Origin of the sequence: Segatella cerevisiae (assembly GCF_024054555.1) — a bacterium.
Classification (GTDB): Bacteria; Bacteroidota; Bacteroidia; order Bacteroidales; family Bacteroidaceae; genus Prevotella; species Prevotella cerevisiae.
Genome location: NZ_JAMXLY010000022.1, coordinates 34,908 through 49,725 on the forward strand (window position 1 = coordinate 34,908; position 14,818 = coordinate 49,725).

At 42.0% G+C, this 14,818-nt stretch carries 9 protein-coding genes and 1 pseudogene; 3 read left to right on the forward strand and 7 right to left on the reverse strand.

Features of this window, described 5'->3' with window-relative positions; all coding sequences use genetic code 11:
- Positions 1–93 precede the first annotated feature (93 nt).
- Positions 94–1,089 (reverse strand): NAD-dependent epimerase/dehydratase family protein, encoded by a 996-nt coding sequence (locus NG821_RS07175; protein WP_252760978.1) that lies wholly within the window; start codon positions 1,087–1,089, stop codon positions 94–96.
- Positions 1,090–1,313: 224 nt separating this feature from the next.
- Here NG821_RS07175 and rnr point away from each other — a divergent pair.
- Positions 1,314–3,500 (forward strand): annotated as a pseudogene (rnr, locus tag NG821_RS07180) (ribonuclease R); the annotation flags it as partial.
- Positions 3,501–4,163: 663 nt separating this feature from the next.
- Here rnr and NG821_RS07185 read toward each other — a convergent pair.
- The 6 genes from NG821_RS07185 to NG821_RS07210 all read right to left on the reverse strand — a co-directional run bounded on the left by NG821_RS07185 (position 4,164) and on the right by NG821_RS07210 (position 11,409).
- Positions 4,164–4,979: a DUF3108 domain-containing protein gene (locus NG821_RS07185; RefSeq protein WP_252760980.1), complete on the reverse strand. Its 816-nt coding sequence runs from the start codon at positions 4,977–4,979 to the stop codon at positions 4,164–4,166.
- Positions 4,980–5,007: 28 nt separating this feature from the next.
- Positions 5,008–6,990: an Ig-like domain-containing protein gene (locus NG821_RS07190; RefSeq protein WP_252760981.1), complete on the reverse strand. Its 1,983-nt coding sequence runs from the start codon at positions 6,988–6,990 to the stop codon at positions 5,008–5,010.
- Positions 6,991–7,053: 63 nt separating this feature from the next.
- Positions 7,054–8,577 (reverse strand): GH3 auxin-responsive promoter family protein, encoded by a 1,524-nt coding sequence (locus NG821_RS07195; RefSeq protein WP_252760982.1) that lies wholly within the window; start codon positions 8,575–8,577, stop codon positions 7,054–7,056.
- Positions 8,578–8,792: 215 nt separating this feature from the next.
- Complete coding sequence (rnc, locus tag NG821_RS07200; protein WP_252760983.1) at positions 8,793–9,887, reverse strand: ribonuclease III; 1,095 nt, start codon at positions 9,885–9,887, stop codon at positions 8,793–8,795.
- A complete protein-coding gene (fabF, locus tag NG821_RS07205) occupies positions 9,877–11,139 on the reverse strand; it encodes a beta-ketoacyl-ACP synthase II (RefSeq protein WP_252760984.1) in 1,263 nt (420 codons plus the stop codon). The genes rnc and fabF overlap by 11 nt, the downstream gene beginning before the upstream one ends.
- Before the next feature lie 21 nt (positions 11,140–11,160).
- Positions 11,161–11,409, reverse strand: a complete 249-nt coding sequence (locus tag NG821_RS07210; RefSeq protein WP_252760985.1) for an acyl carrier protein — start codon at positions 11,407–11,409, stop codon at positions 11,161–11,163.
- Between the two features lie 224 nt (positions 11,410–11,633).
- On the opposite strand from NG821_RS07210, the gene NG821_RS07215 reads away from it, so the two are divergent.
- On the forward strand, positions 11,634–12,245 hold the full coding sequence (locus NG821_RS07215; RefSeq protein WP_252760986.1) for a DUF4254 domain-containing protein: 612 nt from the start codon (positions 11,634–11,636) through the stop codon (positions 12,243–12,245).
- A gap of 21 nt (positions 12,246–12,266) precedes the next feature.
- A complete protein-coding gene (locus NG821_RS07220) occupies positions 12,267–13,328 on the forward strand; it encodes a glycosyltransferase family 9 protein (RefSeq protein ID WP_252760987.1) in 1,062 nt (353 codons plus the stop codon).
- Positions 13,329–14,818: the final 1,490 nt, after the last annotated feature.

Here is a 14,818-nt window from a genome sequence, read left to right on the forward strand (position 1 = left end):
ATGGCCTCAACTCTTTTTTCCTTAGCATATCTATCTTTTGTAACTTCCATTTTACAGCCCCGGATCTTATAGCCCGGTTATTTTAAAACATGATTACAGCCAACCATTTTCCTTATACCAAAGAACTGTCCGTTTCGTCCCCTCCTCGAGTTGTACATGAGGATCAAACTCCAGTTCCATCCTGGCAGACCTGATGTCACATCTCCAGTTGCGCTGCTTGAGAATCGGGTATTTATCATGATTCAGAGCAGACAACTTCCCCGTCAGTCTTCCGATGTATTCTCCGAAGAAGGTGACAATGCGCAAGACCCATACAGGGACTGTCAGCCGGATCCACCACTTGTTGCCCAAATCATGATGAATGAAATCACTGAAATCGCGGGAGCGGTAGACTTTCCCGTCACTGAGGAAATACTTTCTGCCCAACGTGCCATGATCCAAAGCCAGAAAGACAGCCTGGACAACATCGCTCACATAGATGAACGTAATATCCTGGCGCTTGAAACCCACCGCGAAATCCACGTGTTGCTCAATGCTCTGCATCATCATATAGTAATCCCTTTCACGAGGTCCGTATACCCCTGTAGGGCGCAAGATGATGTAAGGGAAACGGCCGTTCAACGCATCCAGGAAGTTTTCTGCTGCTAGCTTGCTCTTCCCATAATTCGTATTCGGATGAGGGACATCCGATTCTTTTATCTCTTTGTAAGGTTTCCTCTCCCTAATTGCGCCGAAGACACTCAAACTGCTCATATAGACAAAACGCTTGAGGGGTATTTTCAGGTTCATGAGAGCCTGAACAAGGTGCTTTGTACCTTCAGTGTTCACATCGTAAAATGTTGCGGCATGCAAAGCTTTTGTGACGCCGGCAGCATGGACAACATAGTCAAATGTATGCCCGCTCAATTGCTGCTCTATTTTCTCTTCCGAAGACAGGTCGATCTCTATGAAATGGATACGTGGATCTTGCAGGTAACGCCGGCTCGTTGTCTTCCTGACAGCGGCCCAGGTGTCCATGTTCCTTCTCAAAGCCTCCTCGACGATGAAACTACCGATAAAGCCGGAAGCGCCTGTGATCAAAATCTTCATAAATGCGAAATTAGGCAACAAAGATAATCTAAATTGTTGTGAAACACAAATTTAATGTGAAAATATCGTAACAAATCAAAGTTATTTGCAAATTATTTTGTTTATTTGTAATATCGAAAGAATATACCATCGCTTCTCACCCCCAAGCATCTATTTCTTTAACCGTAGGACAATTTGTATCCATATACAGAACAACTGTCTCTATAAATTAAATTAAGCTAAATATGGGAAAAAACAAAAAAGGTGGAAAGAGAATGTCTGAAAAGCGAATCACTGAAATACTGGAGGATTTCTTCTCCGGCAATCCGGGTCAGACATTTAACTTAAAGGAAGTATTCCATCTCTTAAAACTCAATACACACCCACAGAAAATGCAGGCTATCGATGCCATGGACCAAATGGCTTATGACGACTACCTGACTAAAGTGGATGAGACCAGCTATAAATTGAATCAGAACGGACAGGTCCAGGAAGGCAAATTTGTCAGAAAGGCAAATGGCAAGAACTCCTTTATTCCTGATGGCGGTGAACTGCCCATCTTCGTTTCTGAACGCAATTCTCTTTTCGCTATGGGTGGAGACCGGGTCAAGGTATCCATAATGGCGAGACGTCCCAACCGCATCAAAGAAGCACAGGTCATCGAAATCCTGCAACGGGCAAAAGATACTTTCGTCGGAAAACTGAGGGTGGACAAAGATCTTTCTTATCTTGTTACTCCCCAGACGATCTTCACCAATGACATCATTATCCCGAAACGGAAACTGAAGAAGGGCAAAACGGACGATAAAGCTGTCGTGAAAATCACCCAATGGCCTGATGCCAATCACAAGAATCCTATAGGGGAAGTGGTGGACATCTTAGGTCCTGCAGGAGACAACAACGTAGAGATGAACTCCATTCTGGCGCAATATGGACTGCCTTATGTCTACCCTAAGAGCGTAGAGCAGGCTGCCGACAAGATCACCGGAGAAATCACCCCGAAAGACTTAAAAGAACGGGAAGACTACAGAAAGATATGGACTTGTACCATTGACCCGAAAGATGCAAAAGATTTCGACGATGCCTTGTCTTTCCGCAAGCTCAAAGACGGGCTATATGAAGTCGGCGTCCACATCGCAGACGTCTCTCACTTCGTAAAGGAAGGTGACATCATCGACAAGGAAGCCCAAAAGCGTTCCACCAGCGTTTATCTGGTAGACCGCACTATCCCTATGCTCCCTGAACGACTCTGCAACTTTCTCTGTTCTTTGCGCGCTGATGAAGAGAAATTCGCTTACAGTGCGATTTTCGAACTGGACGACGAAGGTAATATAAAGAAATTTCATATCGCACATACGCTTATAAAAAGTAACCGGCGTTACTGCTATGAAGAGGTCCAGCAACTGCTTGAAGACAATGGTGTCGTAGACGGTACAGGACAACCTGCCCCGCCTGCTCCTAAAGGCGGTTACAAGGGACAATATGCCGACCAACTCATCATGCTTGACCGACTCGCCAAGAAACTGAGGTCTAAACGGTTCAAAGAGGGCTCAGTCAAATTCGATACCGAGGAACTGCACTTTGACATTGATGAAACTGGCAAACCTATCCGCTGCTATTACAAGCACTCAAAAGACGCCAACAAACTCGTGGAAGAGTTCATGCTGCTGGCCAATAAATCTGTCGCTGAGAGCATAGGAAAAGTGCCCAGAGGCAAAAAGGCAAAGACACTGCCCTATCGTATCCATGACAATCCGGACCCGAAGAAATTTGAGACACTGAAAGATTTTGTCGTCAAATTCGGTTATCGCATGAAGAGCAGCAGTACGAAAGGTGCTACTGCACGCAGTCTTAACAAACTGATGGACGATGTAGAGGACAAACCTGAAGGAAAGTTGATTCAGACTGTGGCTTTGAGATCGATGATGAAGGCCAAATACAGTGTCCATAACATCGGCCACTTCGGATTGGGATTCGACTACTATACCCATTTTACTTCACCTATCCGCCGCTATCCTGACGTCATGGTCCACCGTCTGCTCACACGCTATGCTGAAGGCGGACGCAGTGCCAACGAAAAGCATTATGAGGATCTGTGCGAGCATTGCTCGGATATGGAAATCATTGCCCAGAACGCTGAACGCGATTCCATCAAATACAAGATGGTCGAGTTCATGGGGGCACACTTAGGTGAGAAATATGATGCCCATATCAGCGGTATCACGAGTTATGGGGTCTATGCCGAGATCGATGAAAATCATTGTGAAGGTATGATTCCTATACGGGATTTGGATGATGACTACTATGACTTCGATGAGAAGAATTTCTGTCTGATCGGACGGCACCATCACCATAAATACCAGTTGGGAGACTCTATCCATATCCAAGTGGCACAAGCTAATCTGGATAAGAAACAACTTGATTTCATGCTCTTGAAGAACAACAAGGATAAGGGCATGACAGAATCATCCTCCTCCACTGACAACAATTCCAACAAGAAAGGCAATAGGGCGAGAAGAAGGCACAAGGAAGACCGGAATAAAAGGAATAACGAAGACCGAAATAAGAGGAATAAGGAAGATCGAAATAAGAGGAATAAGGAAGACAAGAAAAAGAGGAATAACAGAAATAACAGGCATTCCGAAAAATGACCTTCCTCGCCTTTTCTAAAGCAATCCTTACTTCCAAGTAAGACCATATCAAGGCTTTCCTTTCAGTTTAATGAGAAAGGAAAGCCTTATTCATTTAATGTAGTCCGGTAAATTCCTTTAAGAATAAGTTTTTGAACACCAAAAACTTCACTTCATTCTTATGGGAAGTAGACACATCTGTCAGGAATGAAAAAGGACCGGAAACAATAGGCAAAGAGAAGATGATAGTTTCTCGAAAGTCGACCTTCTCTTTCGAGAAACAAGACGCTGCCTTTCTCGAAACAGAAGATCCCGTCTCTCCGGACCTGAAAAATCATTTTATTGGTCTTCCATCAAGAACTGTCAGAGGGCTGAGAAAAAGGATAATCCTTTATCTCAGCCCTCCTTTTAGTGCCAGCATACAAAGAGCCCAATAGGGACCTATTGGCTTATAGAACGCACGAATTATCTCACCTGAGCCGCTGTCGGATTGCGGAGTCCCCTCATACCCACCAAATAGGCTTTGGCATGTCCAAAACGGAGATACATATCCAAGACGACAGGCAGATGATTCTGGTCGTCAGTGACATAGAAGTCAACGATCCGGTCCATCTTTCTCTTTTTCTTGTTCCATTCGAGATAAGCCAAGCGAAGGCATCTGTAGGTATGTCCGTTATCAGCCTTGATATTCTCGATCTTGTCAAATTTCAATTCTGCCACATTCCGGCTGTTGCCATCGACCAAAGGAAACTTGACCTCATATCCTTTCTTCCAACCCTTGGGATTGAAACTGCGAGCCCGCAAATAGATGCTCAGCATATCGAATACACAGTCATTATAAGTATTGGCCTGCCATTGCGATCTACCGTCATGGCGAAGCCGATGCTGCCTGATATGGCATTTGCCGTTAGGATAGGTGTAGAACACCTGGTCTACAGTGTATCTCTTTCCCTCGCGGGCCCCTTTACGGTAATACAGAGGAGCCAGATCCAAAGTATTATAGCATAGAAGGGTGTCTCTCAAGACATAAAGGTCATCTACACGATGATTGCCACTGCACGTCAGACTGCACCGGTAAGCTTCCCGACCATTATAACGGCTGGCGACGGTATACATACTGGCGGTTCCTGCCTTCACCCAGACAAATTTCCAATTATAATACATATTATATATCAGAAACTCACCTGATTTGAATGCGGTGTTTCTAAATCCGCACTGAGCTGAAGCTGATATAACCGTCAGGAAAAACATCAGGCTGAATAAGTATCTAAGTTTCTTCATACAATTAAAAATTATCAGTTAATCTACATTATTCTTTTGTGGGATCGTATGGAATACCCAGTTTATGGGCACGTTCAGCATTCCTATGCTTGATCTTCCTTTCCGAATCCGGTTTCTGTTTGGTGATGGCACTCGGTTTCTGCTGATATAGAGGACGGCTCATAGGATTCCAATCCCTGCTCACATCCCATTTGGCTCGGCACTCTATAGACTCGGGATAGTAGTATACCGGTTCAGGTTGCCGGTCATGGTCATAATCCCCGGTATCCCAAAGTCCGTTATTGTTCCTGTCTACATACATCCGCATGTAATAAGTTCCCGGATTGATGTAATAGAACTCAGCAGTGCCGTTTTTCGTCTTTATTTCCTTGATGACCTTGTCTGACTGGTCCAAAAGTTGTACAACTGCCGTCGAATCTGACATGCCATTCACTGTGACAAACAGAGAGCTGAACTGGTCTTCGGCAGGAATTTTAAAACCTTGCTTGTACTTCCCTGATACCGTACCGTATATATCTGTAAATGCCGTAGAATCGATCTCCAGGGAGTATTCTATCCCAGGTCGCCATTCTGCCAAAAGCTGGTAATCCCTCGACCTTATTTTCTTAAATTCGAATGGGGCTCGATACCAAAGTGTGTCATGCTTGGCATAGAGATGGACAGCTGAAGTATCCAACTTGGCCAAAGGTTTGGGGAATGTGACCGCAATATTCTGGTCAGGGGCCATATTGAAAGGGATATTGATCTGCATATCCATTGCACGCTTAGGCATGATACTGTCATAACGCTCCCCTTTGTCTTTCAGTTTTTTCTGTTGTTTCTGCCATGATGAGAGGGTTTTCTGCTCCCGTTTCAACCGTTTTTCATAAGGGTCTTTGGAGAGGATGGTCAGCGTGTCGGCCTTGTCTATGAGTTTCCCCAGACTGTCTGTAGCGAGATATTTCACTGCCATCCGGAGTGTATCCTGATTGACAAGGGCGGAATCCCGAAGCCAGTAAGTGATGGTATCCTTCTTTTCTGTCGGTTCTACGATAAAGGCATTCTTTTCATTGAAATTCAGGCCTTTGATTTCAGGGAGTTTCGGATTGCCATAACTGAAGAACAGCGTAAAATGATCCGCCTCCTGCCTCTGGTTCTTGACCAGATAACGGTCTGTCATCTCTTCTGAGAAAGCACTGAGGCAGATATTGTCAGGCAGGAAATGGGTATAGTTTTCATTGACGATATTCTTGATATGCAGGGAATCCGTCCAAATGGTATCTTGCCGAATATCCGGTTTGAAGGAAGGAACAATGACATCATGGGAGAAGGCGATTTTCTCGCTCTTCTGACTGAACTTATAGTCACCGTCAGCATCTTGCAAGGCAAAGACGTGATAGGATCCCGGAGCGACTCCTTTGACGACAAACCTTCCCCTACTGTCCGTACGACTGACACGAAGCATAGGGAGTTTGACAAATGCAGAATCTGCAAGATTACTGTACAGTCCCACCAGAATGCCTTTGATAGGCTCCAGGTTCTCTGCATCTATGACGTATCCCGCAACCTGCAACGTATCTATATGATCACCTGTAGAAAAACTATAGGTATAGTTTCCCAGCGGATTATCCTCGTTATTGTCACTTATCGCATCACTGAAATCAATAGTGTAAGTCGTATTTTTCTTCAAGGAATCAGCCAAAGTCACCCGGATACTTTTCCCTTCACCTTTTATTTCGGGGACTTCCAACTGAGGTGGAGAGACGACAATCTTACTTTGGTCATTGTCTAATTTGATGAATTCGCTGAAAAAGATATTGATCTTCTTGGTATTCACATTCGTCGAGCCATCAGCAGGAGATGCTCCCACCACTCTCGGAGGAGTCTCGTCATACCATCCTCCATCAGGCTGACCCATTCTTGCGCAACTGCTGACAATCAAGGGCAGGACTAGTAACAAAAACGAGTCAATTAACCAATGAACTTGTTTTCTTGTTAAAAGTTTCCAATGAGGATATTCTGATATCAACATGAACCTAATATTCTATAAATCTTCTGTTTGAATCGCAATTTAAACCGGTTCATCCCTTTCTCTCTACTTCCCTTTCTGTTCCTTATTCATAGCCAGAAGTTCATCGATGTTCTTTCGGCTATTGCTCAGACGGGGAATCTTATGTTGCCCGCCCAGTTTGCCTTTTGATTTCAACCAGTCATTGAAAAGTTCAGGACGGGCCTTAATGATCTCCAAAGGCTGGAGGGTAATATTATGAAAGCGCTTGGCTTCATAGTCACTGTTGATCTCCTGAAGGCGTCTGTCCAGAATCTCAGCAAACTCTTTCAGGTCTGCCGGTTCTTTGGAAAACTCGATCAGCCACTGATGGCGGCAATGGGCTTTATTGTCCATATAGACAGGGGCAGCGGTATACTCTGAAACCTGGGCACCTGTCTTCTCACAAGCATAGGCAAGGCCTTTCTCTGCATTGTCCATGATCAGTTCTTCTCCGAAGGCATTGATAAAATACTTTGTACGGCCTGTGATAATGAACTTATAAGGATTCTTACTCGTAAACTGTATCGTATCGCCTATGATATAACGCCAGAGTCCGCAGGAAGTGGTGATGACCATTGCATAGTTGACACCTGTCTCAATGCCCCATAAAGGCACTACGGTAGGTTGTTCCTTGTCAAATTCATCCATCGGGATAAACTCGTAGAACTCGTCGTAGTCCAGCATCAAAAGCATCGAACGGTCATCAGGATCATCCTGTATGCCGAAAAAACCTTCACTGGCATTATACGTCTCCATATAATGCATTTTAGAAGAAGTGATCAGTTCTTCATATTGCTTGCGGTAAGGCGTGAAAGCAATTCCACCATGGAAGAAAACTTCCAGATTGGGCCACACATCCTCCAGATGCTTTTTCCCCGAAAGTTCCATCACCCGGACCAGAACAGACAGCATCCAGGAAGGTACTCCCGAAATATTCGTGACGTTCTTATTGACGGTCTCACGCGCTATACGGTCACGCTTAACTTCAAAATCACTCAATAAGGCTGTCCCCTTTTTCGGCACGCGGAAAAGGTTGATCAAAGGATTGATATTTTCAATGAGGATGGCACTCAGGTCTCCTACAAGACTTCCAGGCAGATTATAATTGGAAGCATGGCTGCCCCCCAGAATCAGGCTACGGCCGTCAAAAAGCCGGCTCTTAGGGTTGTTTCTCAAATAGAGCGCCACAACATCGGCGCCTCCCCTATAATGAATCCGATGCAGACCATCATTGGACACCGGAATGAATTTACTCTTGTCATTAGTTGTACCAGATGATTTAGCATACCATTTTACGATTCCAGGCCAAAGAATATCGCTCTCGCCATGGCGCATACGATCAATGTCATTCTTCAGGGTTTCATAGGAGTTAAGGGGCACATTCTGAACAAACTGATCATAATTTTTAGTCGTATTAAGCAGATGCTTAATACCATATTCCGTATTTTGTCCCTTAGAAACAATGCGACAGAGAACGCTTCGCTGCAACTCTTCCGCAGCAAAATTATGCTTCTCAAGTTCTTTCATCCGGGGCTTAAAAAATGGTCTTATTATGCTTGTTAGACTCATTGTTACACAATTATACTTTAAACTACAAAAGTAACTTAAACTTTTGATAAAGTTGCAGTTTTCACGAATTTTAATAATTGAGGTCTACAAGCTTGTAAGGAGAAACAAGAACAGATGGTATCGATTCCAATGATTCACTACTAAAACGAAAAGACCGAAAAGGAAAAGAAGCACAAAATCACCTCTTTTCCTTTTCGGACAAAGCAAAAAGTCTTTTATTCAGATTTGTCAAAAGCGGCTTGTTCAGCTGCAGATATAATATCTTCATTGGAATCTGAGGAATCGTCAGCATTGATATGGATATCATTCAGATCAAGAGCCTCTTGTTTCTTGGTTTCCTCTTCTGATTTCTTATTTTCCGCTACTTCATTATCAGAAGAATACATTGGCGCATGACGTGAATTTTTTCCAGATTCGTCGAGAAACACCTCTTCCTTGAACACATTCTGATGCTTTTCTGACCCCTTGTCTGATAAGATAAAATCATTGTCCTGATTTGTCTCAGGTACATTTTCTACAGGTTCCTCCTCCATCTTGGTCCGATTGCCTTTGGCTGTAAATACAGAATCCAGGAACTGAGCATCTGTCCGAAGTTTATCCAACGTATACTTGGAAGCCTTTTGCTGACTTTCTTTCTTCGTATACCCCTCGGCATCACCGCCTTTGACACCTTCTATCATCACCTGATAGTGAAAGACAGGGCTGCCGTTGTTGTCTTTTGTCTGGGAAAGGATGTTGAAAACCAATTTGACCTTGTTCTTCTGGCTCCACTCTATCAGTTTACTTTTGAAATTCACTTCCCGATAAGCGACCTTATCGATATTGATCATTTGCGCCAGTATCCGTTTCTGCATGAATTTCATGCAGGCATCGTAACCGTGATCCAGATAGAGCGCACCTACGAGAGCTTCAAAAGCATTTCCACCCAAATAACTGTTATGTGAAATACTGTGGCCACTCGAAAGTATCAACTGATTGATTCCCATCTCCTCAGCCAACTTATTAAGCGTATTGCGCTGTACAAGTTTACTGCGTGTATTAGTTAGAAAACCCTCCCTTTTTCCGGGAAAATGGCGATAGACAATGTCACCTACAATCGCATCAAGGATAGCGTCACCCAAGAACTCAAGGCGTTCATTGTTGATCAATTTTCCTTTTGCATTACGATGCATGATGCTTTTGTGCATCAACGCCACTTTGTAGAAAGTTATATTGTGAGGGTAAAAACCAAGAACACGGTGTAAAGATAAATAGAGCTCCTTCTCCTTTCGGAAAAGGAGCCCTATCCTTTCAGAAAAATTATTTAACATATTTCTTGAATATCACACAACAATTATGACCTCCGAAACCGAATGTATTGCTCAAAGCCACATTGACTGTACGCTTCTGAGCCTTGTTGAACGTGAAGTTCATTTTATAATCCAGATCAGGATCAATATCGTCATCTTGATGATTAATCGTAGGCGGAACGATGTTGTCACGGATACTTAATACGCAGAACATCGCTTCTACAGCTCCTGCAGCACCCAGAAGATGCCCGATCATAGACTTTGTAGAAGATATATTCACCTTATAAGCATAATCACCAAAAACTTTTTGAATAGCTTTTACTTCTGAAATATCTCCCACATGTGTAGAAGTGCCGTGAACATTGATATAATCAATATCCGACGGTTTCATTCCTGCATCACTAAGCGCAGCCTCCATAACGAGTTTTGCGCCCAAGCCCTCAGGATGAGAGGCTGTAATGTGATAAGCATCTGCACTCATACCCTCACCGACCATTTCAGCATAGATATGGGCACCACGAGCCTTGGCATGTTCAAGATCTTCAAGTACGAGGCAACCTGCGCCTTCACCCATGACAAATCCATCACGGCTTCCACTAAACGGACGGGAAGCATGCTCGGGGTCGTCATTACGTGTTGACAGTGCGTGCATCGCATTGAATCCACCTAAACCACAGTCACAGATGGCAGCTTCGGCACCACCACTTACAATAATATTCGCCTTACCCAGACGGATCAGATTATAAGCATCTGCAAGAGCATGACTAGATGATGCGCATGCAGAAGTCGTCGTATAGTTAGGTCCATGAAATCCGAAATGAATAGAGATTTGTCCAGAAGCTATATCAGCGATCATCTTCGGTATGAAATAAGGACTGAACATCGGTCCTTTATCAAGATTCTGTGCATAATACATGACTTCATCCTGAAAAGTATGAATACCGCCTATTCCAACACCATAAATGACGCCTACACGATTCTTATCTTCTGTCTCTAAATCAATTCCCGCATCCTTTACACCTTGGATGGCAGAGATCATAGCCAGTTGCGTATACCTGTCTGTGGTACGAAGAACCTTGCGATCAAGATAATCCTTCACATCCAAATTCTTCACCTCACATCCAAAATGGGTCTTGAATTTGGTTGTATCAAACTGGGTAATAGGTGCAGCACCACTTTTTCCTGCCACAATATTCTTCCAAGTTTCCTCAGAAGTATTGCCCAAAGGTGTTACAGCACCCATTCCTGTTACTACTACTCTTTTTAATTCCATTTACAGTAGATAAGTAACTAATTACTTGGCAGAAGCATTATCTTCAATGTACTTGATAGCATCGCCTACAGTCGCAATCTTCTCAGCCTTATCGTCAGGAATAGAGATGTTGAATTCTTTTTCAAATTCCATGATCAGCTCTACAGTATCCAGAGAATCAGCACCGAGATCATTTGTAAAACTTGCTTCCGGCTTTACTTCAGACTCATCGACACCAAGTTTGTCCACGATAATGGTTTTTACTTTCTTTTCAATTTCTGATTCTGACATAATTGTAACCTTTAAAATAATGTTTATAAATAATTTCTAATTAAAAATCGGGTGCAAAGAAACAAATTTTTCCTCACATTAGCAAACTTTTTTCACAAAAAAGCATTTCTCTTTGCACAAACCTACTGATATTGTGCAGTTTTCGAAGCCTTTTTTCAAGTTTTAGTTGTATATTCAGAATAAATTAATTACTTTTGCGAAATCAATAAATTCTCATAAAACAGATGTCATTTACCAAAATCGCAAACAACATTTTTAATAGGGCTATTTTGGATTATCATATTAAAGATAACGTTGATACACCTATCGATAACCCTTACCCAAATGATAGCATTGAAAACAAACTCTATCTGAAATGCTGGATAGATACGGTTCAGTGGCATCTTGAAGATATCATTCGGGATCCTAATATAGATCCGGAAAAGGGAATGAAAATCAAGCATCGGATTGATAAAAGCAACCAAGACAGGACTGACCTTGTGGAACAGATCGATTCTTATTTCAGAGCCTATTATAAAGATGTGAAAGTGAAGAAAGACGCCCGCCTCAATACGGAAAGTCCGGCATGGGCTGTCGACCGGTTGAGTATACTGGCTCTGAAGATCTACCACATGAAGGAGCAGGCTGAAAGGAAAGACGCTTCACAAGAACACCGGGACAGATGTCAGAATAAACTTAAAATCCTGTTGGAACAGCAAAAAGACTTGTCTTTAGCCATAGATCAACTTCTTGATGACATTCAGGCAGGGAATAAATTGATGAAGGTATACCGCCAAATGAAAATGTACAATGACGCTGATACCAATCCGGTCCTTTATAAGAGGATGAAAAAATAAGAAGATAAAGTTTAATCTTTCATGAAAACTGAGCATATTCTGATCATTCGTTTCTTTGCAATAGGCGATGTGGCCATGACTGTTCCTGTAGTTTATTCTTTGGCTAAACAATATCCACAATTAAGGATCACCGTACTCAGCAGGCCATTTGCCAAACCGTTTTTTGAAAACCTTGCCCCGAATGTCAATTTTATGGGTGCAGATGTCAAGAATGAATATAAAGGCATAAAAGGATTAAATGCACTTTACCGCAGATTATTAGCCAAACAGTTTACTGCCATAGCTGATTTCCATCAGGTTCTCCGCTCCAACTATCTCCGTTTGCGCTTCAACATCAGCCATTTTAGGGTGGAGCATATTGATAAGCACCGAAAAGGAAGACGGAAATTGATTGCAAAGAAAGGCAAACAACTTATCCAACAACCTACGGAAATACAGAATTATGCAGATGTTCTCAGAAAACTCGGGTATCCTATAGAAGTTAAATTTACGTCTATCTTTCCAGCAGAAAGGGGAAATCTTCGTCTCTTACCGGAGTGTATAGAAATAAAGAAGAAATTCCAGCAGTGGATAGGTATAGCTCCTTTTTCAGCTCACCTGACCAAGACCTATCCATTAGAATCAATGGAGAAGGTCATCCAACTTCTTATTACCCGTCATCCTTCCTGCCGGATATTCTTATTCGGAGGTATAAAAGGTGAAGATAAAGCATGTTCTGATAAATGGGTGGAAAAATACCCGGCATGTGTCAACGCTTCTGCACTTCTAAAAGATTTAAAGAAAGAACTCGTTCTGATGAGCCATCTTGATGTCATGATCAGTATGGACAGTGCAAATATGCATCTGGCTTCATTGGTCAATACACCTGTGGTCAGCATCTGGGGCGGTACACATCCTTATGCAGGTTTTATGGGGTGGGGACAAAGTTCGGATAATGCTATTCAATTAGACTTACCCTGTCGTCCATGCAGTATCTTTGGAAAAGAATCCTGCTTCAGGGGTGACTATGCTTGTTTGAGGAATATCCTTCCTCAGATGGTCGCCGATCGTGTCGACATCAATTTACAGAGAAAAGAGCAATAATAGGGATCCGATCAATACTTCTGTAAGTTGATCGGACTCAACTAATCCTTATAACTTTTATATCCTTATATTATATGCCTAATATCATTCACTCCATTTTTATCCACTTATCCTGTGAATAACTTTGGGTATAATAACAGCATAACATATTCATAAAATCACAGTTATCCATATATCCAAGACTCCCTCAAGTTATGAGGGTATAACACCCAATCTATGAAAAGGTTTAAACGCGTTTTTCCACGAAATCAACAGTTAAAAGGATATGAACTTATCATTTTGCACAGTATAAAGGAAATTGTGGATAACATATTTAAAGTCTTAGATATCAATAATATGAAGAAATCATAAAAGTGGATAATCATATATCAAACAAGGATAACACAAATAAAAAATATTTTAACAGAAAGTTTTTCACTTATCCACTTGATATTATCTTACATCATTCTTTTTTAAATATTAAAAACAATAAGATAATAATATAATGAAGTGATTCTTTTTAGTGGATATCCTTTAATGAAAAGGCATAAAGGCTATTATTCTCGTCTTTCTTTTGACCCTATAAGAGTTTAATAGAAATCGGATTTTAAATCGATCTTATCCATACGGCCTATCACTATAAAATTTCTGCTCGACATTCATGGCATTGTGAAAGACTTGATCAGTTCTGTCATTGATGTTGAAAATGATTTTCGTCTGACAGAGTTTGATTTTTTTCGCTTCTATTGGTGCACGTCTTAGCATCTGAAGTTTTGCGTCCATCCATTTTATTAAAACTTATCCTTCCGTTTTGTTGTCGCACGACTATACGTTCCGTTCTCCGCTTCATGAGATGCTATTGATGAATTTTAAGAAATTCTGTTCACGTACGTCCTTACACTGTAAGAACGTACGACATGAGCTCCTAAGGACGTACGTTATTACACCCTGTTCACCCACGTCAACAGAATGTCTCAACAGATTCTTGAGCTAAAACCGTAATAGGGAACGGAGAAGGAGCAGTACAGGGAACGGAGAATGAACAAACAGTTCAGGGAATAGGGAGGAATTGGCAGAAAACAGATTCATTTTCGGCTGATTCTTGATTTGTCTCTACAACAGAACTACTGAGGAATCTGTGATGATTATTCTGATACATTGCCGACAAGTGGCGATACGCTATAGCTTGGAGTAGAATGTTGAATACCCACTTTTTACGTTTATGTCAAAAGCATACTATCTGGCCATTCCTAGGTCGATTAGGGGAAAATACTTACTTTTTCTGTTTATTCTTAGAAACATTCATTGGTATAAACACTGACAAAGCGCATTTTAAGCACTCTGTTGCCTTGTTCTGCTAAAATGGGGGAGTTATTGGTCTATTTAGGGTCCGCTGAATAAGTTGATTTAACATTTATTTCATTGATTATCAGTAAGATACATGATGTAACATTTGGTCAATTCACGGAAAATTTGTAACTTTGAGTGTTAAAAGCAAGCAAAAATGAAGT

Bases quoted from the DNA above. Each gene is read 5' to 3' on its own strand.
- NG821_RS07175 (WP_252760978.1), bottom strand. From the start codon at position 1,089: ATGAAGATTTTGATCACAGGCGCTTCCGGCTTTATCGGTAGTTTCATC.
- NG821_RS07185 (WP_252760980.1), bottom strand. From the start codon at position 4,979: ATGAAGAAACTTAGATACTTATTCAGCCTGATGTTTTTCCTGACGGTT.
- NG821_RS07190 (WP_252760981.1), bottom strand. From the start codon at position 6,990: ATGTTGATATCAGAATATCCTCATTGGAAACTTTTAACAAGAAAACAA.
- NG821_RS07195 (WP_252760982.1), bottom strand. From the start codon at position 8,577: ATGAGTCTAACAAGCATAATAAGACCATTTTTTAAGCCCCGGATGAAA.
- rnc (WP_252760983.1), bottom strand. From the start codon at position 9,887: ATGTTAAATAATTTTTCTGAAAGGATAGGGCTCCTTTTCCGAAAGGAG.
- fabF (WP_252760984.1), bottom strand. From the start codon at position 11,139: ATGGAATTAAAAAGAGTAGTAGTAACAGGAATGGGTGCTGTAACACCT.
- NG821_RS07210 (WP_252760985.1), bottom strand. From the start codon at position 11,409: ATGTCAGAATCAGAAATTGAAAAGAAAGTAAAAACCATTATCGTGGAC.
- NG821_RS07215 (WP_252760986.1), top strand. From the start codon at position 11,634: ATGTCATTTACCAAAATCGCAAACAACATTTTTAATAGGGCTATTTTG.
- NG821_RS07220 (WP_252760987.1), top strand. From the start codon at position 12,267: ATGAAAACTGAGCATATTCTGATCATTCGTTTCTTTGCAATAGGCGAT.